The sequence below is a fragment of the Streptomyces sp. NPDC039462 genome (assembly GCF_055639375.1).
This window is the reverse complement of sequence record NZ_JBVKAO010000010.1, coordinates 292,773-311,205: the sequence shown is the minus strand read 5'-3', so window position 1 is coordinate 311,205 and position 18,433 is coordinate 292,773. Positions and strand designations below refer to the sequence as shown.

Annotated in this window: 17 protein-coding genes and 2 pseudogenes; 9 read left to right on the top strand and 10 right to left on the bottom strand. The window is 67.2% G+C overall.

Annotated elements, in window-relative coordinates; all coding sequences use genetic code 11:
- Positions 1 to 2: 2 nt before the first annotated feature.
- From ACZ7LU_RS38695 to ACZ7LU_RS38685, 3 genes are all read left to right on the top strand, one after another.
- Positions 3 to 722: a hypothetical protein gene (locus ACZ7LU_RS38695; protein WP_471919510.1), complete on the top strand. Its 720-nt coding sequence runs from the start codon at positions 3 to 5 to the stop codon at positions 720 to 722.
- Positions 723 to 1,283: 561 nt separating this feature from the next.
- Positions 1,284 to 2,156, top strand: a complete 873-nt coding sequence (locus ACZ7LU_RS38690) for a replication-relaxation family protein (protein WP_471919509.1) — start codon at positions 1,284 to 1,286, stop codon at positions 2,154 to 2,156.
- Positions 2,157 to 3,144: 988 nt separating this feature from the next.
- Positions 3,145 to 3,360, top strand: coding sequence for a hypothetical protein (locus tag ACZ7LU_RS38685; protein ID WP_471919529.1), 216 nt, complete (start codon positions 3,145 to 3,147; stop codon positions 3,358 to 3,360).
- Between the two features lie 12 nt (positions 3,361 to 3,372).
- On the opposite strand, the gene ACZ7LU_RS38680 is transcribed toward ACZ7LU_RS38685, so the two are convergent.
- Positions 3,373 to 4,059, bottom strand: coding sequence for an HNH endonuclease family protein (locus ACZ7LU_RS38680; protein ID WP_471919508.1), 687 nt, complete (start codon positions 4,057 to 4,059; stop codon positions 3,373 to 3,375).
- A gap of 185 nt (positions 4,060 to 4,244) precedes the next feature.
- On the opposite strand from ACZ7LU_RS38680, the gene ACZ7LU_RS38675 reads away from it, so the two are divergent.
- Positions 4,245 to 4,457 (top strand): hypothetical protein, encoded by a 213-nt coding sequence (locus ACZ7LU_RS38675; protein ID WP_362991108.1) that lies wholly within the window; start codon positions 4,245 to 4,247, stop codon positions 4,455 to 4,457.
- Between the two features lie 404 nt (positions 4,458 to 4,861).
- Here the strand turns inward: ACZ7LU_RS38675 and ACZ7LU_RS38670 are convergent, their stop codons facing one another.
- The 4 genes and pseudogenes from ACZ7LU_RS38670 to ACZ7LU_RS38655 all read right to left on the bottom strand — a co-directional run bounded on the left by ACZ7LU_RS38670 (position 4,862) and on the right by ACZ7LU_RS38655 (position 7,120).
- A complete protein-coding gene (locus ACZ7LU_RS38670) occupies positions 4,862 to 5,020 on the bottom strand; it encodes a hypothetical protein (RefSeq protein WP_471919507.1) in 159 nt (52 codons plus the stop codon).
- Positions 5,021 to 5,045: 25 nt separating this feature from the next.
- On the bottom strand, positions 5,046 to 5,318 hold the full coding sequence (locus tag ACZ7LU_RS38665) for a hypothetical protein (RefSeq protein WP_471919506.1): 273 nt from the start codon (positions 5,316 to 5,318) through the stop codon (positions 5,046 to 5,048).
- A 63-nt stretch (positions 5,319 to 5,381) separates the two neighbouring features.
- A pseudogene (gene tgmC, locus ACZ7LU_RS38660) lies at positions 5,382 to 6,495 on the bottom strand (ATP-grasp peptide maturase system methyltransferase).
- A complete protein-coding gene (locus ACZ7LU_RS38655) occupies positions 6,470 to 7,120 on the bottom strand; it encodes an MvdC/MvdD family ATP grasp protein (RefSeq protein WP_471919505.1) in 651 nt (216 codons plus the stop codon). Before ACZ7LU_RS38655 ends, tgmC begins: the two are co-directional and overlap by 26 nt.
- Positions 7,121 to 7,331: 211 nt before the next feature.
- Here ACZ7LU_RS38655 and ACZ7LU_RS38650 point away from each other — a divergent pair, with 211 nt between their 5' ends.
- From ACZ7LU_RS38650 to ACZ7LU_RS38640, 3 genes are all read left to right on the top strand, one after another.
- A complete protein-coding gene (locus ACZ7LU_RS38650) occupies positions 7,332 to 9,689 on the top strand; it encodes an NACHT domain-containing protein (protein ID WP_471919504.1) in 2,358 nt (785 codons plus the stop codon).
- Positions 9,690 to 10,254: 565 nt separating this feature from the next.
- Complete coding sequence (locus ACZ7LU_RS38645) at positions 10,255 to 11,157, top strand: DUF6192 family protein (RefSeq protein WP_471919503.1); 903 nt, start codon at positions 10,255 to 10,257, stop codon at positions 11,155 to 11,157.
- A gap of 3 nt (positions 11,158 to 11,160) precedes the next feature.
- Positions 11,161 to 11,571 carry a RacP protein gene (locus tag ACZ7LU_RS38640; protein ID WP_471919502.1) on the top strand — a complete coding sequence of 137 codons (411 nt, stop codon included), beginning with the start codon at positions 11,161 to 11,163 and terminating at the stop codon, positions 11,569 to 11,571.
- A gap of 348 nt (positions 11,572 to 11,919) precedes the next feature.
- Here the strand turns inward: ACZ7LU_RS38640 and ACZ7LU_RS38635 are convergent, their stop codons facing one another.
- Genes ACZ7LU_RS38635 through ACZ7LU_RS38625 form a run of 3 tightly spaced genes read right to left on the bottom strand, consistent with a single transcriptional unit; the run spans position 11,920 to position 14,690 of the window.
- Positions 11,920 to 12,663 (bottom strand): hypothetical protein, encoded by a 744-nt coding sequence (locus ACZ7LU_RS38635; RefSeq protein ID WP_471919501.1) that lies wholly within the window; start codon positions 12,661 to 12,663, stop codon positions 11,920 to 11,922.
- 42 nt (positions 12,664 to 12,705) lie between these two features.
- A complete protein-coding gene (locus ACZ7LU_RS38630; RefSeq protein WP_471919500.1) occupies positions 12,706 to 13,305 on the bottom strand; it encodes a DUF6262 family protein in 600 nt (199 codons plus the stop codon).
- Positions 13,302 to 14,690, bottom strand: a complete 1,389-nt coding sequence (locus ACZ7LU_RS38625; protein WP_471919499.1) for a tyrosine-type recombinase/integrase — start codon at positions 14,688 to 14,690, stop codon at positions 13,302 to 13,304. The genes ACZ7LU_RS38630 and ACZ7LU_RS38625 overlap by 4 nt, the downstream gene beginning before the upstream one ends.
- Here ACZ7LU_RS38625 and ACZ7LU_RS38620 point away from each other — a divergent pair.
- Both ACZ7LU_RS38620 and ACZ7LU_RS38615 read left to right on the top strand, forming a co-directional pair.
- Positions 14,668 to 14,880 (top strand): annotated as a pseudogene (locus tag ACZ7LU_RS38620) (hypothetical protein); the annotation flags it as partial. The gene ACZ7LU_RS38625 and the pseudogene ACZ7LU_RS38620 sit on opposite strands and share 23 nt — an antisense overlap.
- A 481-nt stretch (positions 14,881 to 15,361) precedes the next feature.
- A complete protein-coding gene (locus tag ACZ7LU_RS38615) occupies positions 15,362 to 15,619 on the top strand; it encodes a hypothetical protein (protein WP_471919498.1) in 258 nt (85 codons plus the stop codon).
- 6 nt (positions 15,620 to 15,625) lie between these two features.
- Here ACZ7LU_RS38615 and ACZ7LU_RS38610 read toward each other — a convergent pair whose 3' ends face one another.
- Complete coding sequence (locus tag ACZ7LU_RS38610; protein WP_471919497.1) at positions 15,626 to 16,189, bottom strand: GNAT family N-acetyltransferase; 564 nt, start codon at positions 16,187 to 16,189, stop codon at positions 15,626 to 15,628.
- Positions 16,190 to 16,213: 24 nt separating this feature from the next.
- Positions 16,214 to 17,539: a hypothetical protein gene (locus tag ACZ7LU_RS38605; protein ID WP_471919496.1), complete on the bottom strand. Its 1,326-nt coding sequence runs from the start codon at positions 17,537 to 17,539 to the stop codon at positions 16,214 to 16,216.
- Positions 17,540 to 18,433 lie beyond the last annotated feature (894 nt).

The following is an 18,433-nucleotide window of genomic DNA, read 5'->3' as shown; positions in this document are numbered from 1 at the left end:
CCATGGCCTCGCGTCGTGAGCCTCGCCTGGCCGACGCTGCCGAGATCGCGGCGGAACAGGGTCTGACGGCCGCGCGCATCAGCGGCCTCTATGCCGAGCGCGCGAAAAACGCGGACGGCGTGTCTTTTCCCGAGATCGCGGGTATGCGCGGCCGCGCCCGCCTGTGGGACCACGAGAAGGTCACCGAGTGGTTCGCCCACCGCAAGCCGGCAAGGCTCCAGGAACACTCACCGCCTTCCCTCGACCCGGAGGAACTGCTGCACGCGGCGGCTGCCTCACGGTTCCTCGGCTACAAAAACTCCAACCAGGTCACCACCTTCGTCCGCGACCACCCCGGGTATTTTCCCGAGCCGGACGCCGTCGAAGAGCTGGGCACGGCCGAGAACCCCTACCGCCGGCAGCTGTGGCGCGTGCAGACCCTGCTGGACTGGATGGCCACCCGGCCCGGCCGCGGTAGACGAGCGGGAGCCAAAGCGGCACCGCCCCTGCCCCACGTTCCCATCGACGGTGATCCCGACGAGCTTCTGGGCGCTACGGAGGCGGCCGCCCTGCTGGGATACAAGTCCCTCGGCTCCTTCTCCAGCAGCCTGTCCCAGGGAAACCTGCCGCTGCTGGAAACCACGGACGGAGTCGCCGAGAACGCCGGGCGCCAGAACGGACGCCGACGGTGGACGCGCCGGCGCATCCTCAAGCAGGCCGCCCGGCGCAAGACCAAAAAATAGAATCCAGCGGTGAGCCCGTCTCGCTCACCGCCCCAAAGACGCGGCAGCCGGTTACGGGCGTTGGTCCCTTGCGGGCCGGCTGTCGCACGATGGCCGGCATGGCGTGGCTCGCCACCACGCCCCCGCAGCAGATCCTGCTGCGGACCGGCCATCGCCTCCATCCCGCCCGCGTCCGCCCAGGACGTCTGCTGATACATCCTGGGGCCCAGTGCTCTGTCCTCCCCGCACCCTCTCCCGTGACTCAGCCTCGCCGTTCCGCAGTTGCAGGCAGGCCAGCCCCTGCTGGCCGTCACCGACTTGAAAACCGGTGGTCTGGGGTACGTGGTCCGGGCCGGCCCTGAAGTGGTGGCACCGTGTCGTGTTCGTGATCGTGGCCGGGCCTTGGTGGTCGAAGGCTTGGCCGGGGGTGTCGGGTTTCCTCCCCACAGGCGAGCACGACGACGGTGGGGAGCAGATCCTCACGGCCCTGGTGCGCAGCCGTACAGACGCTCTTGGCCGGGCGAGTGGACGTCGACAAGGTCTTCTCGCGTCCGGGTGCCACGGTGAGGAGAGGAGACCTCTATGGCCGGTGAACTGCTACGCCACCAGGTGCTGGCGGCGCTCGCCCAGCACCGCATCGCCACCACGAGCCAGCTGCATCAGATGCTCCGGCCCAACGGCACCCGGCAAGTGGTCTCCCGCGTTCTGGTCAGACTGCGGGTCGAGGGGTTCATCGACTTTACGGTGCTGCCCAGCGCATCCCTGGCGCGCCCCCGCGCCTGGCACCTCACCGAGCAGGGCGGCCGTCTGGTCCGGGACTTGCCCATCCTTCGGGGGCGCCAGCCCTACACCATCGCTTCCACAGCAGCGGCATCACTGAAGACACAGCACACGCTCGCCGTCGTACGAACCCATCTGACCTTCAGCGCAGAGGCCCGCCGACACGGTCACGAGCACGGGCCCTGGGACTGGACTCCTGAGGTCTCGCACTCCGTCGGCGAGGGCGATCGCCTGGTGGCCGACGCCGTCATGCACTACACCCTGATCGAAGACACTCAACGGCGAAAGCTGCGCGCCTTCGTGGAAGTCGACCGCACCACCATGAGCAGCGAGCGCCTGGCCACGAAACTGATCGATTACGCACGGCTCTATCACTACGACGGGCAGCCCATGGGGCGCCGCAGGGCGCCCGCCTCAGCCGGGCCGGGCTGGCTTCGCTGGTATCCGGTATTCCCGCGGGTACTGTTCGTGCTGACCGGTGCCCCCCGCACCCGGCTAACCAGCCGGGTCAGCGATCTGCAGGAAATGGTTGCCCAGCACCCCCTCGTCGCTTCACTGGGCCGCGCAGTGCCACTCGGCGCGGCCATCCTCGAAGACCTCGAGGAACACGGGCCCGCCAGCAACGTGTGGGCGCCGTTGCGCGGCGGCAGCCCCGGCTCCTGGGCCGCCCTGTGAAGCGCCCTCGAGACTCGCTCTCGACTAGGGGGCCAGGGCTGGAGGAGTAGTCCTGTTGTCCGTCGCCCCTGGCTCACGGCAGCCGGAGCAGCGTTGTCGGTGATGTGGTTCCAGCCGCTCTCGCGACATCTCCACGCAAACGTGCTCGGCCCTCAGCGTCTCTGCCATACACCGGAGATGCCCACTCCCCCAACCTTCAGCGACAGGCTCAGCACGGCGAGCACCGTCGAGACTCTGGTCAAGGCCGCACATCAGGCCGGCCGACTACGTCGCGACGTGGGCATGGGCAATCTGGTACTGCTCGCTCTCCATCTGGCATCCGCGTCCTCTCCCCAGGAGCTGGAGCAACCCGGCCGTTCCGCGCAACCACGCCTCTGTGCGGGCGGCACGTTCCGGCATCATGCATACTCAACACATAAATCCCTGCCCCTCGTTCGCCCCGTATGACCGTTATGACCAAATCGGCGAAAGTGCTCGAAATCAGCTTCTGCCAGTAACAAACCTGCAGGTCGAGGAGTGTGCTCCCCGCGCCCGCGGGGATGGCCCCAAGAAGCGGGTCACGGTCGAGGCGATCGTCAAGTGCTCCCCGCGCCCGCGGGGATGGCCCCCGCCTCTTCGAGCGCCTGATGTACGCGGCCTCGTGCTCCCCGCGCCCGCGGGGATGGCCCCGGCGTGAACCGGTACCTGCGCAGCAGTCGGCCAGCGGCGCGGCGAGCAGTACGTCGCTGCCCAGGAGCCCCCGCCTCAGAGGGCGAGGCAGGGGCTCCTGGGATTCGGCTATCGGGCGAGTTGCACCTTGATCGGTACGTACGGGAAGCGCGTCACGTTTTCGGACAAGGCGGCTTTCTCGCTCGGGTCGATGGCGAGCCGCCAGGGGGCCTTGATGGCGGCCCACTGAAGCCGAGCGGCTCCGAGGTGAGCAGGCCCGCCCTCCGGTTCCGGACTGGATCGCAGAACGGGGCCAGGCGTGGCGGCGCACTCTGGAGTCCTGGCCAGCGTTGCGCCGGTAGTCGTCTATCCGCCGTCCGGTACGGGAGGCCGGCGGGTGGTCGTGCGCGGGCAGATTCTTGGCCTTGCGCACAGCGACCGCGATGTCCTGGAATTCCTGCGCCGGGCCGACCTGCCGGACGCGGAGGAGCTGCTCGACGATCCCGCTTGGGTGACGAGGCGGGGCGGGCAGGCGCACCACTACGAGGCGGCGTAGTCCCGCCGTCCGCTATACCGCGGCTGTGTCGGTTGGCGCTGGTACGTACTCGACCTGCTGGCGGCCGCAGCCCTCGGCGAGCTTCTCCAGCGCGGCGACCTCGCCCTTGTTGGCGGTCAGGTTCCAGCGGAGCTTGGTGGCAGTCCAGTCGGCTGCGTAGGTGCAGCGGGCATCGGCGAGCGGCGGGAGCCACTGGGCCGGGTCTTGATCGGCTTTGCTGCGGTTGCTCTTCGCGGTGACTGCGACCAGGCTGCGCTCGGCGTCGAGGTCGTTTGCGTAGGCTTCGCGGTGTTTGGGCGTCCACTTCGAGGCGCCCGAGTCCCAGGCCTCGGCGAGCGGCACCATGTGGTCGATGTCCAGCCCCTTGGGGTCGGTGACGGTCTTTCCGTCGTAGTACGAGTACCAAGTCCCTCCGGTCACTTTGCACTTGCCTTCGATCACTGGCTTCGTGCGGGACTCGGAGATCAATACCTCCGCGCGGGTGGCGCACTTGTCGTGGTCGGCGTCTACCCAGTGCTTGAAGCTGGTGCGCACGTAGCCCTCACGGGCTTCGGTAGCGCGCGGCAGCTTGTCGATGGCCTTGGCGAGGGACAGGCGGTGCGGCTCGGGGGCGGCCGGTGTGGGGTGGGCGGGCGTGGCGGCCAGGGTGGGCAGTGCCAGGAGGGCGACGGCGAGGCCGCGCTTCAAGGGGTTGGTCATGTTTCGGTGATAGCCGTGTCAGGCAGGCGCGGTAGGGCAAAACATTCGGTGACCACCCGCCTGGGGGATCAGTCATACCGAGGAAACGTCTCGCCAGGCCCTCGGCCCTGCGGTATCCACAGGCACACCTGTTCGTGTGCGCCTTGCCCTACTGTGGCGCTCTCGATGGAGCATAAGGGGGCGTCATGCGCAGGGTGGAGCTGACGGACCAGGCCGATGCGGTGATGGAGGCGCTGCCGGACGACGTGCACGAGGAGGTGCTCGCCGTCATCGACGCCGTGGCCGACGCCCCGGACGCACGGGCGGGGCAGGCCGCGGTGTTCGGGGCGTCGAGCTGGGTCACGTTCTCTCTGGCAGGCGAAGTCGTCAGCGTGCTCGATGTGGGCTGGACGGGCTGAGTAAGGCTGACTGCGGTCCCTAGGCTCCGGAAGTGCCGCCCCGCTGGCTCGTGGACCGCTAGCACGGATTGCCCGGGGCGCGCGTGACACGGTCGTCCCGTCCCGCAGTGCCGCGGACTCCTTCTCGGTCGCACGGAGGGTACGGCGACGGCCTGGCCGGCGTGTGCACACGACGTTTGAGTCCTGGCGCGACTTGATCAACGACATCAAGTTGTTGCGCCTGGACTCGTTCCCGATCGCCGACCGGCTGCGGGCGCTGAAGGCGGCCTAGGCCGCGCGGTCAGTGGTGGCCGTTGCCCTGGTCTTCCTCACGGTCGGCGGGCGCGTCCGCCACCCCGTCCTGGCATCCGTCTGGGCACGGGGCCGTGCCCCCGTTCACCGTGATGGTGCCCTGCCCGCCGCAGTTATTGCACGTCGCCATCAGCTTGGCGCCGGGCGATGACTTGATGCATGCGCAGCGCGAGCCGCCGCTGCAACGCCTTGCGTTCGACGAGCTGGAGCAGCCGCGTGTACTGCCCGTCTTGCTGCAGAGCGGGGATCCATTTGCGGTCGACGACGCTCATGCAGGTCCTCCCCTGAAGGGTGGGGTCAGGCAGCAATCCCGGCGGCAGCCGCGAGTTCTCGTACGCCCGGTCCCCGCGGGGGCCTGCAGTGGGTCTCAGCGACGGTGTTCTTGATCGAGGGGCGGTTGCGGATCTCGCCCAGAGAGGCGCGGGCCGCGGTAAGGAAGGAACGCGTGGCCTGCTCGGGCCTGCCCACCCTCCACTGCGCGCGAGCGCGGTCGGTGTGGATGCGGCACTGGCGCTCGGCTGTCGTGAACTGCCCGGCGTGCAGATCGCCGACCGGCTGCGAGCCATGCATCTGCCGAGGGGCTGAGCCCCGTCAGGCGGGCAGGTGCCATCGGGGGCCGTCCGGGGAACCTAGTCAGACCGTCTGCTCCAAAGCGGTGTCGGATACCGTCATGCCGAACTCCGTCAGTGTGGGCGCCCCGGCCTCCTGCCAGGCTTCCAGCGCCGCTTCTACTTGGTCCCACAGACGTAGGGGCCCGTGCTGGTGCACCGTGGTGCCGTTTCCGTCTGGTTCGGTCCATGCCTGAGATCCGGTGGCCACGTCCCGCAGGATCACGCCGGCGCTCGTGGTCATCAGCTCGGCGGAGGGTGCGGCGAGTTGGGCGACGAAGTGACCAGCCCATTCCTGGAGCAGAGCGGGGTCCACGCGTGCGGGGCGGGTGTTGCCGTCGTGCCGCAGGAGGCTCGGGTGCGGTGGGCGCTCGTGCGGGCGGGCGAGCATGTAGGAGATGGGGTCGGCGGTGAAGCGGCCGTGCGCCGCGCCGGTGTCGTCGAGGGTGAGGCGAATGAGTCCGGAGGCGAGCATCCACCCGCTGATGGTGGTGGTGATGGACCCGCCGTCGGCCAGTTGCCACAGCCAGGACCGGGGGATGGAGCGGACCGCGCAGGTGGCGATGACCGCGTCGTAGTCGGCCTGTTCCTGGTGTCCTTGCAGGCCGTCCCCGACCACCAGCGTGGGCGCGTACCCGGCCTCATTGAGGTGCGTGGCCGCGCGCGGCCACAGCGGTGTCGTACTCGATGCTCACGACCTGCTTCTCGCCGAGCCGGTGGCACAGGATGGCCGTGGAGTAGCCGGTGCCTGTGCCCACCTCCAACACCTTCTCGCCGCCTTGCAACCCAGCCACTTGCAGCGTGCGTACGACGAGGGAGGGAAGGGTCGCCGACGAGGTGGGTGTGCCCGAGATGGGGCCCGTCGCGTCGGCCGCGTCCACGCCGTCGACCTGGGTCACCAATGTTCGGTCGGCGTACACCAGGCGCAGCCACTCCTGCTCGCTCACCTCCCCGCGGCGCACCGGCTCCCACCGGCTGCCTGCGGGCCGGTAGAGCGCGGTATCGAGGAACAGGTCACGGGGCACTGCCGCGACCGCGTCGCCCCATTGGGGGGCGAGCGTCGGGTTGCTGCTGCAGATCTCGGCGGCCAGGGCGCGGCGCAAGGGGGCGGTGTCAACGGTCACGGTGTTCTCCCGCATGCTGAAGCTGGTCGGCGACGGCGCGGACGAGTTGGCTGGTGATCGGTTCGGGGAACCACGCGAACTGCCCGTTCGGATTGCACTCGTACCACCATGCGCGGTCGGCCGCGTCCAGGCCGAAGTCGAACGCGCCGAAGACCAGCCCGAAGGCGTCCAGGTAGGCGCGGACACCCTTGGCCAGCTCGGGCGGGGTGTCGATGAGCGTGTAGGTGAGGGCGTCGTAGTGACGGCGCCAGTCCGGTCCCGGCGCGCCGTCGATCCGCACGGTGAAGACCTTCTTGCCCACGGCCGTCACGCGCAGATCGGCTACCGATGGCACCCGGTGCTGGAACTGGTGCATGGTCTGGGCGATGCCCGCGGTGAGGTCTGCCGGGTCCACCTCGTCGACCCACACGGTCAGCGCCTGCCCCTGGGCATCGTGGTAGTCGGTGCTGCGCAGCGGCTTGTACACGACGGGGCCGTGCTCGCGGGCGAAGTCGCGCGCTGCGGCCGGGTCGTTGGTGAGCAGGGTCGGGGGGACTTCGAACCCGCACCGGGCGGCCACGGCCAGCTGGGCCGGTTTGTACTCGGCATCCCGGTTCCGCCATGGATGATTCACATAGTGCGCGCCGGGCAGCGACGCCAAGAAGCTGTGTCTGAGCCCAACATGACAAGTTCGCTGAGGCTCGAGAGCGTTGGTTGAGGATCCCGAAAGTGCGAAGGAGTGGCGGGGAGGGTGAGCTAGCCAGGAACATGGGGTTATGGGGGGAAGATCGCTTCGGGCGCGAAGAGTGTGGTATTGGCTGGCAGGTCTCGCCGCAAGTGCGGTGGCCCTGGCTGCTGCGTACGGTTTCGGGTTGGAGGTAGCAGCTCTGGCGGTCGGAGTGCCGCTGGGACTCGGAACGCTGATTCTCTCAGCGCCCGTGGGGTGGATCGGGGAGACGCTGAAACCCCACCCCCGGACGCTGGCGGATGTGGAGAGAGCGCTGGTCAATGACGTCAGAGATCAGTGCTATTACCACGTCACCCTGTGGAATTCCCACAATCCGGGCATGTCCGTGGCCTGGCAGGCGGATCCGGCCTGGGTGGCGGGCTGGGAATCGTTGCGTCAGGCTGCGAACAGTCGCGTGCCGCCCTCTGGTCGGGATGACTGGCGTCAGGACTTCGCAGGCCTCAGCGGCGGCGTCAGTGGAGTTACCGGTATCGCTGACGTCTTCCTCGAGCGTGTGCCGGCGCGTCGTCTAGTCGTGCTGGGTGAAGCGGGGACGGGCAAGACCACGCTGCTCAGGCATCTGGTGCTCAGTCTCCTTGCCGCGCCTTCCGACCTGGCACGGGTCCCGGTGTTGGTGCCGCTTGCTTCCTGGGATGCCACCACAGAGTTCAAGAAATGGCTTGAGACGCGGCTTCCTGCCCAGCACGCCTGCCTCGGAGGGGCTCCGCCGCATGACACGCACGAACCTTCACTCGTGCGCGCCCTGCTCAAGGAGCAAAAGCTTCTCCTGGTCCTGGACGGGCTGGACGAAATGCCCCGTCATATACAAAAAGACGCACTGAAAAAGATCAACGACTGGCTTCGGCCTGGTGAGCCCCTTGTGTTGGCCAGCCGTCCCGAGGTCTATCGCAGGGTTGCGGGCCTCGATGCGCAGTCCTCTCCCCGGCGGGCGGCAGCGTGGCTCGGAGGCGCTGCTGTTATCACCATGCTCCCTCTCGATGACGCTGCGGTGGAGGAGTATGTGGCAGGCGACGTCCCAAACCGGGGATACGCCGACCGCTGGGCCCCCGTCTTGGCCCGGCTCCGGTCGCATGGGTCCGAGCCAGTGGCCGAGGTGATGCGGGTGCCGCTGATGCTGTGGCTGGCGCGAAGCATCTATGGCCCTAGTGGAAACGTGAGCTACGGCTGGGGTGGCACTCTGCCGGATCCCGTCGAATTGTGCGACCGAGAACGCTTCGCCTCTGTCAGCGAGTTAAAGGAACACCTCTTTCGGAACTTCGTCCCCAGCGCGTACCGCGGCAGCGGTCACTCGGCAAGAGCGCGCTGGGATACCGAGAGCGCCGGAAGGATCCTCGGCTATCTCGCCAGGAACGGACGATTCTTGAGGGACTCGGTTCGGCCTCATGACGTACTGCCGGGCAATGGATGGGGATGGCCGCTGGTCGAGGCCGTGGATGCCTTGGCTGCCGCAGGCGGAGTCTGGCTGGCTCTGCAGGCGGTTAGCCGCTTTCTCGGGCAGTTCCCAGGCTGGCTCATCTGGGTCCCGGGCGTCTGGCTGGCTTATGTCTTCCTCTACATTTTCGGTTCCCTCCTGGCAGGGAGTGCGGAAGCGCTTTTCACCCTGGTGCGCTGGTGGGGCTGGCCGGCCATCGCCATGGCAGCGGCGAGCTGGTGGCTGGACTGGCCCGGGCTGTGGACAATCGGCTGGTTCGTCGGCGCGTGGTTCCCCTTCTTCCCGCATCCCGAGGATGTCCGCTTCGGACATGACCGGTGGTCTGACCGGTTTGAAGCGGGAGTCTCGTGGGCCACTTGCGGAGGTGCTTGCTGCGCCATCGCCCGGTCTGTGGGGGCGCTCGACGTCGACCTACTGATCGGCCTGGTCTGTGGGTTGGCCTACCAGATCCTTCGACGGCTGCTAGCCCGGATCGACCGGTTCTGGGGAAGGCTGACGACCCCGGTACCCCTCGCTGGAGCCGTTGGGGTGGCAGTCGCCATGGCACTGGATCTCAACTGGCACGGCCTTGACCCGGATGACCTGGTGTCCAGCTGGCCTCACACACCGCTTGGTGCGGCGTTGGTGTGCTGGCTCATCGTTGTCGTTCCCCACAACATCCGCTACTACTGGCGTTGGGGCTGGCCGGAGACACCTGTCCGGCCTCGGATACTGTGGCGTTTTCTGCCCACGCGGTGGCCCGAAGCAGTGGCGGTTCTCCCGGTGGCGCTCTGGTTTGGACACCATCTAATGCAGGACTGGCGGGTACTGGGGGCGGGGATACTGGCGGCGGCCGGGATGCTGCTGATCATTCGCTTGCTGCGCCGCTGGGCGGCCTTTCTGATGGTGTATCAGCCTGTCAGGGCTTACCTGCACCTTCAGGGTCGACTGCCGTGGCGTCTCAAGGACTTCCTAGAAGACGCTCACGAACGCGGAGTGCTGCGCAGAAACGGTACCTTCTATGAATTCCGCCACATTGATTTGCAAAACCACCTTGCCAACCAGCCGTAGCTGGTGATGTGGGAACCGCTGACGTGACCGAGATAAAGACAGCCATGCCGTCAGTTCATACGGTGACGGTATGGGTGGCGACGGAGTGCCCCGACTGCGGCTGGTCGTGATCGCGGACGACGATGCCGGGCCGCGGCTGTGTCGCGGGTGCGGTGGTCCGCTGATGCCGGTGGCGAAGGCCACGGCGGTGTTCTGTTCTTCGGCGTGCCGGTCTCGGCACTGGCGGCAGATGCGCAGGGCGCGGGCGAGGACCGAGGCGGTCCAGGCCTGCGTGACGGCCAACTGCCCGGAATGCGGAAGGTCCTGGACGGTCGGGGTCGACCGTCCCGCCTCGGCAAACTACTGCTCTCCCGCCTGCCGCAAACGGGCCTGGCACAAGCGGCGCTCGCCGCGGTGCGGGGTGTGAGGCGGCCCATCCGACAGCCAGTGCGCCGATCCACGCGCTGGGGCCGTACGCCCTTTCCTGCGGCCGCAGGCCGTAGGACGGTGCGGAGTGACGGGTCGCCAGGGCAAGTTGACGGCATAGCAGGAGTGCCGCACCCGGACCCGTGGGGGTGGTGTCTGGATGCCCGCGGTGATCGGCAGTGTGACCCGGGAACGCTACGACGAGCTGGTCAAGCTGGGACGGGACTGGGTCGCCACGATGAGCGGCGTCCAGTGGTGGATCGGTGGTGCGGCCCTGGAGATCGAGCCGATGCGCTCGTATGGGGGTGCGAATCCGTCCGGGAAGGACGACCTGTTCACAGTCAGCGAGGCCATCCGGCTGTTCGCCGAGGATATCGGCCTGTCGTACTCCACCGTTCGTGACTACCGGTGGGTGGCCTCCCGCTGGCCGAAGGAGCGCCGGCGGGCGGACGTCTCGCACACGATCCACAAGATCCTGGCTGGTATCCAGGATCCTGCTGAGCGGTTCGAGGCGGTGAACAACCCCCCGCCCAACCCCCGCGGCGGACAACCCCGCTGGACGCACGACAGCGCGAAGCGGGTGGTGGGCTGGAAGGTCGACTCCCCGCAGAGCGTGCAGGAGAAGGTGGAGGCGATCCACGATCTGGCCACCGACGACGCGGTGGCGGCGGTGGTGACCACCGACTTCCTGCGCCGTCCCGCGATCGCCTCGAAGGCCATGGCCGACGACACCGCCCGGCACGCCGTGAACGAGGCCCAGTTCGACCGGTTCCGCATGCAGGCCCAGTTCGCACGGGAGGAAGCTGCCCCGCAGCTTGAGCGCATGGAGCACAGCGCGCAGTTCATGGACCTGGTCGCGGCCTGCGCACAGTTCGTCACCACGGCCGGCAGGATCGTGCCGAACCTGCGGGGCGAGCAGTACGACGCCGGTGAACGCGACACAATCGCCCGCGGCCTGGCGCGGGTACGCGCGGCGGCCGACTGGATCGAGAACGCTGTCACCCGGGGCGAGGTCGACCTGGACGAGCAGCTTGAGAAGCTGCTGAAGGGCTCGGGTGAGTAGGCGATGGGGCGGGGCGTCCCCGCTCATGTCCACGCCGAAGCGATCCTCGCCGCCCTGCAAGAGGCCCGCCCCGCCGGACTGACTATCACCCAGCTGATGGCCGCCACCGAGCGCACCCGCGCGCAGGTCCACACCGGGCTCGCGCACCTGCGGCAGGTCGCGGCCGCGCGTGGTCTTCCGCCGGTGACCTGGGACAGGCGTTGGGGATACCGGCTGCTGGATGACGCGCCGGAGGTATGGACCGGCTACGAGCGGGCGTTCTTCGACACCGTGCACCACCGGGTGGAGAACTTCATCGCCGGGATCCTCCTTCCGCACCAGAAGAAGACCCCAGAGGACCCCTACATCCGCACCGTGATGGCCCAGATGGGCGCGATCGAGTCCACCCTCCAGCTGCTGGCCAACCTGGAGTGAACCGGAATGGCAGGAGGCGGGCCGCGACCGTCCCGCAGTTGGCTCCTCGGGTCGCGGCCCGGCACCATCATGCTGCTGCCCCGCTACCACTACCCCTCCGACGCCAGCGACCTCGAATGGGCGCTGCTCGAACGCCTTCTCCCGACGCCCGCATGCCAGACCCCCAAGGGCGGCGCTCCCGAGAAGTGGCCCCGGCGACGGGTGGTCTTTACCGACTGTCGATATGGCCTTCTCGCGGAGGAGCTGGGCGGATGCGTCGCGAACGTCTCCGGGACGTTGAATGCGCTGGAGATCCCTCGGAGGAGCCTGTTGCTTGGAGAAGAGGCCACCTGTCGAGGACTTGGCCGCCTAGTCTTGACGGCGCCTGGCCCACGTTGTTGCGGCCCACCAGCCACCGAATCCGGCCCAAATACCGGCAACGAGGATGCCGAGGCTGACGAGGGCCATTGTAGGGAGCCACGTTGCCGCCACCACCAGTGGACCGACCAGCGCTGTGAGAACGGAGGCCACGAGTCCAAGGGCCGTGCCCCCAGCTGTTGCGGCGGCCATCTGCCGAGCTGGGTCTTTCCTTTCGCGGACATTGACATCCAGCAAAGCTGCACGGCAGGTGAGCGCAGGGTCGGGACCGTCCACCAAGACCGAGAAGGTGATCGTCTGCTTCTTGGCAATGAGACTTGGGCCGACTCTGAGTGCTGTTCCGTCGATGGCGACAGTTGGCAGGTGGAGCGAGGAAGGTTCGGATGTCACTTTAAGAAGGGCGACAATGCGAGCCCTGACGTCGAGACGGATAGGCAGGCCGGCGTCATACTGATTGCTCGAAATGTCCCTACGTCCCTTATTGATCATCTGGACTTGCAGCACGTGCGGTTGCGCAAGGGCGTCACCGCCGTGCCGGACCTCCAGGCTGCTGCCCGCACCATCGGCTGCTTCGAGCAGGTTCGTCCGAGCCGACATCCAGTAGGCCATCTGCCGCTTGGGGTTGGCCGCCCGCAAAGCAGCCCAGCCTGCAAAGAATCCCGCGATCAGACCGCCAAACACTGCAAGGGCCGCCCAGAGGGTGGCTGAGGCATACCAAGAACCTGCGAACGTCATAGCGGACCCCATCGAGTGTTTTCCGATTGCCCGATTCCTCGCCTACTCGCTGAGCTGAGACGTATCTATCCCAGCTTCCGGTTGCGTCGCCTCCAGGCATTGTGTTTCAAGATCAGCGATGCGCTTTTCGGCGAAGCGAAGGTTGGAGCGGGCTCCTGCGAGGCGTTCTTGAAGGCTCCGGTGCTCGCCCGTCAGCTGTTGGACCCGGCGTTTAAGGGTGGTGTTTTCTGTGGTGAGGGCCTGGACGGTCTCGCCGGGGACCATCTGGTCGAAGTCGCGGATCTGTCCCATGAGCTCGCCGATGCGCTGCCGTTGGATGAGGACCTCTTTCTGGGTGCGGGTCAGCTCGGCCTCGGCGTTCAGAGCACGCTCCCGCCAGGATGCCTCGATCCGATCGTGGTCCTGTTGGCCCTGGCGGTCGTGGCGACTGCGGTGGTCGGCCGTGGCGTTCTGGACAAGAGCCCGTGCGTCAGTGTTCTCGTAGAGGAATGTTGCGGACACTCCTGCTCGTTCGGCGACGGCCCGGACGGTCAGGCGGCCGCGTTCGCGGCGGAGTTGGCCGAGCGCCTCCTCAACGCGGGCTAGCTTGTCCCAGGTCTGCCGATGGCGGGCGGCAATGGCGGCCGCGGTGGAGGCGGTCATGCGGCATCGTCTCCGTGCTGTTTGTGGGCCAGATCTTGGGCTCGGAAGGCGGTTCTCCAGACCTTTCCGAAGTAGTCCTGGGGCCGTCGCAGGTCGAGAGCGAGGGCGTCATCGAGCAAGCCGACGGCCGCCAGCGCCTTCTCCAGGCCGTCGATCGCTCGGGCGGTCGACTCGAAGACCTCGTGCAGGTAGTCAGCGGTGGTGCTGTCGGGTGCGCGCTCGGCGAGCATCCGCCACTGCTCGCGTTTGCGGTGCCAATAGACGAGGTCGGCGCCGGATATGACGAACTTGTCGCAGTTGTGGCAGGCGAGGTTGAAGGGGCAGGCATCGCCGTTGACAACGGGCTGAAAGGTGCAGAAGCCACCTTCGGCCGGTGTGCTGCGGCGGGTGAGGTCAATGGCGAGAGCTTCGGCCTCCTGCCGAGTCATCGGCTCAGCGCCGGAGAGCATCAGGCCCGGCTCGGCGGATCCGGGGCCGGCGACCCAGAGCGCGTTGAGGGCTTCTTCGAGGCGGGGGCCGGTGTTGGCGAGGTGGACGTAGTGCTCGGCCATCGCCTCGGAGAACTGGCCCAGGTAGCGCTTGACGTGGGAGAGATCGGCGCCGTTCTTGAGCAGGTTGGTGGCAAGGGTGTGACGGGCCTGGTGGGCGACGACGTGGGCGATGTCGAGGGTGTCGACCCAGTCCCGGAAGTTCTGGGAGAACCAGCCGTAGCTGACGCTTTGCAGCATGCGCCGGTTCTTCTGCTTGCGGGGGAACAGGGCGATCTTCAGCCGTTCCTGTGGAGTCGGCGGCCGTCCGAATCGCTGGATGAATCGGGTGACGGTCTTGTCCTGGCGCTGCTGGATGCGGCGGTAGAGCCGCTCAGGGATGCGGATGGCCTGGTCGTAGTTGCCGACCTTGGTCTGGTCGTGCCAGAACATCGGCAGCGAGTTGAGGCGTCCGATGCACTCCAGCCGGAGTTTGAGGACCTCGTTGCAGCGGCGGCCAGTGAGGACGAGCGCCTCCCATGCGTCGCGTAGTCCGCGGTCGCTCGGGTCGAAGTCTTCGAGGTTGCTCAGGCTGGTCTCGTCTGCGAGGGCCCGGGCGACGTCGTCGGGGAAGGGCCGACGCCGTCCGCTTTTGTAACGGCCGGTCGGCAGAGTGACGATGAAGCTGCGGGGCAGTCCGATGCGTTCGGCCTCGCCGGACTCGAGCGCGAAGCGCAGGATCCGCCGGGCGCCGTTGAAGGTCGCCGCCATCGTGCTCTTGGTCACAGGGGTGGGACCGCCGTCCGGCCCGCGGCCGCGGGTGTGGGCGCCGAGGGATTTCAGTCCGTGCTCGGCGCGATATCGCTGGTCGGCGATGAAGTCGGTCATGTGGGCTGCGGGCTTTGTCGTGCTGCCCAAGAGGTGGGTGGTGGAGCGGAGTAACTCGTGGACCATGCGGGCGAGGCGCAACGCGAGGGACTACGAACGGCTGATGTCCCACGCGGAGGCCCACATCCAGTGGGCGTTCATCACCCTCATGTCCCGCCGTCTGGCTCGGCAGCTCCGTCGCACCGAGGCGGTCCCGGACACCCTCGCGGCAGCCGCCTGAAGATCCCTCCACTGCCGTTCGCCTGCCCGCCCCCTCGACGCCCGCCCGAACGGCAAACCGAGGTATCACCATGCCTCATGGCGCCGGGGCCTGCGGAAAGGAGATATGACACAGCTTCCAAGAGGCCGCCCAGACCGAAGCGGACCTCTTCGACGGACCAGCGGGCGTCCTGCTCCTCCAGGCCCGCCGGGGCGGCGTAACTCCCGCAGAAGAACCCCCCGCTGGCCTGGTACCTGTGCGCTCTGCCCAACCCGTGAAACTGGAGCCAGAACGCCCACCTGGCTTTCGAGGGCGACGAGGACCTGCGGCGCCTGGCCGCCTACCGACTGCTGGCCGCGTACGACTCCAACCAGGCCGGGGCCAAGTCGTCACGATCACTGGAGACGACGAAGCCGGAACCGAGAGGCGCGAACTCGGTGACGCCTCGAAGCTAGTCGACACCGGGCTCGGCTACCTTCTCGGCTCCGAGCAGACCATCACGGTGGCGGGCGCGGAGCATGCCGACGAGGAATCGACGGACGAGGCCGCCATGGCGCTGGCCGTTCAGGAGAAGCTGAGGGCGTGGGCCGAGAAGGAACTGCTGCCCCTGCGTATTCAGCAGGCGGAGCGGACCGCGCCCCTGCTGGGCGACGCGGTCTACAGCCTCGCCTGGGAACCGGCGAAGGGCCGCGTCCTGCTGCGGACCTGGGACCCGGACCTGTTCTTTGTAGGCGCTACAGGTCATCTCGTCAGCCGGTAGAACAGCTTAACCGCGCGAGTTCGGCGAAGCTTTCCATTCTCGATCGAGGATGGCGTGTACAACCGAGTCGCGCCACTGGCCAGCCTTCCGCACGTGTTCACGGATGACCCCCTCCTCGACCAGACCGGCAGCGGACATGGTCTTTGCGGATGCCTCGTTGAGCGGAGACCGAGCGCCCCAGACACGGTGAAGGCCAAGGTCATCGAACGCGAGCGCGAGAAGAAGGCGGACGGTTTCAAGCCCGTACCCTGCCCCCCAAACGTCAGGACGAAGGGCGAACCCGAAGGTAGCGGCGAGCTGCTGATGCGGGTCCGTGGCGAGGCGACCGAAACCGATAACTTCGTTGCGATCTCGCTCGACGACAGCGAGGGCGTACTCACTCCGCGGTGTTGCCTTAGCGGAGGCGACTGACCGAGACACGATGGCGCCGACCTGTTCGCGGGTGCGGGGCTCGAAGGACAGGTGTTCCGTGGCTTCGGAACTCCCGTAGATCGTGAACACCGCCTCCGCGTCCTCGATCTTGAATTCTCGGAGGATCAGACGCGGGCTCAAACGCTTGACCGGGTACATGCTCGGGACCCTACCCGCGCAGGTTCAGCGCGGCAGAGCTGGCCGTCGCGCGGGGAATTGCTCAAGTTCTTCGCGGAGTTCGCGGGCTGTGATGGCTGCACTGGCGGGTGTGCGGACAAGGGCTTGGTGGACGCGGAGGGCGGAAACGACGATGCCGTTGTTCCGATGAGTGCCGGGCAGGTCGAGGACGGGACGGATGGCTTCGGCGGCGCCTTCCAGCTCGCCGCTGTTGAGTCGGATGAGGGCGAGGTTGCACTGCGCTCCAGCAAGGTCACCGAAGGCCCAGTTCGGAGCACTTGGGTCGCTGAAACCCTGCACGGCCAATTCAGCTTGGGCAGAGAGGCCCGCGTCACCGTCGCCGAGGAGTGCTCCCGCCTCAACGGTGTAGTAGAGCTGCTTCTCCGAGGCGTAGGTAAGCAGACCACCGAGGGCATCGAGGTCGTCCGGCACGGTGCGTTCGCGTCGTTCGGTGGCTTCGCGGGTAACTGCGGACACGGTCTGTGTGTCACCCAAGACGGCCGCTGATCGAGCTTGCAGGCCAAGGAGCCACAGCGCGACGGTGCCATCCAAGGAGGCTGCGATCGCGGAACCCCGCCTGGCGTAGTGCAGGGCGTCTCCCATCTTCCCCGACCAGTACGCGATGAGGGACTTGAGTCCATCCACCAGAGCCATGAGACCGGGGTGTTCGGCCTCCTTCGCGCAGAAGCCGGCGACACGGGTCATGGTCATCGCTTGATCGGGATCCTCCATGTCGTTGAACCCCTTGGCGACAAGGAAGGAGAGCACGCCTGCGTTGAAGTGAAGGTCGCGGAGCTGTGTTGGTCGAGCCCTGCCGCCCTCCAAGATGCGGAAGGCATCTTCCTGTGCCGTCAGCAGGTCTTGCCAGATGAGCGAGAGGGGGTCGCGCGGGTACGCGGAGACGAGCCGTGCGACTTCCTCGTTGAGGAAGCCGAGGGTGTCGTCCCCCACCCTGTCGCGGTCCGCTCCGAGAACGAACTCCTTTGCGCGCCGTGCAGCCATCGCACCCGTCCTTTTCATCTCGTTCAGGGCCATGCCGGGTTCGACATGGGGTTCGGTGAGTGGCGTGCTGGCCAATGGGACGAAACCGGGCTCGGTTCCCTCGGGAACCTCGGTCCACAAGTCCTCGATGCTGTAACCCAGCATCTCGACGAGGACGGGCCGGAAGGCTCTCATCGGCTTCCGTCCGTCGTAGAGCCATCCCTGGAAGGTCTTGGGCGCCGGGTTGACGTGCTTCAAGCCGAGCCGCTTCGCGGCTGCCTCGTAGGGCGGCAAGAACTCTTCGTGGCTTCGTATTCCGCGGGACTCGAGGATGTGCCGGAAGAACAACATGTCGCCTCCCTTCATTAGCTCAGACCGTCACTCGCATCGACGGTAGAACGCCCTCCTTCCAACTTTCCCTGTGTCACGGCTCTTTAGCGGATCCGGGGACAAGCCGAGGGCGAGCCGAGGAACGGCGTCAATCTCCCCTCAGAAGCCGAGGACGAGATGGGGGTAGAGCCGTCGGGCTGCTGTTGCCACGCTCGTGCCAGAACTCGCTGTGAGTGCTTGAGCGAACACGATCGTGGAACCAGGGAGCTCCCCGTGAATGCGCAGAAGCAGACCGCTACTCCGCCACCAACGGTGGCCGCGGAGACTCGCTCCATTGGAAGGGTGGTCGTTCCCGTTCGGTGGTCCACCAGGCAACTGAAGCCCGAGGCGTCGCAATGACCACTCCGCTGCCCCAACGCACCTTCACCCCGGATTGGGCTATCCCGGCCGCCGGCGAGCCCGTGTTCCTTCATCGTGACGATGAGTACGTCAGCCGCGAAGAGGTTGCCTCCGACATGGGGGACCTGACTGCCCGTGTCCGAGCCCTGCTGGGCCTCCAAGAGGGGCTGCCGTCTGTTGCATTGCCGTTGGGCGGGCGCTTGTTCGACGTGGTGGTCACCGCGAGCGGTGACGCCGCTCGGGCCGTTATCCGGCTTATGGATGAAGCCCAGCCCGACGGCTGTTGCGGACCAGTGATCGAGGACCCCCGGCGATCGTGGCTGTACTGGCTCGTGCCCCCTGGCTCCAGCACACGGTGGGCACCACATCAGTACGGCACGTGTCTCGGGCAGCCACATCAGATCGTGATCCCGCCCCTCGAGCAGAGGGACCCTCCTGGTGCCTACTGGCTCCGGCCTTTCACGAACGACCGCCTTGTACCGCCGGGACCGCTGCGGGACCTTCTCACCGCCTTCC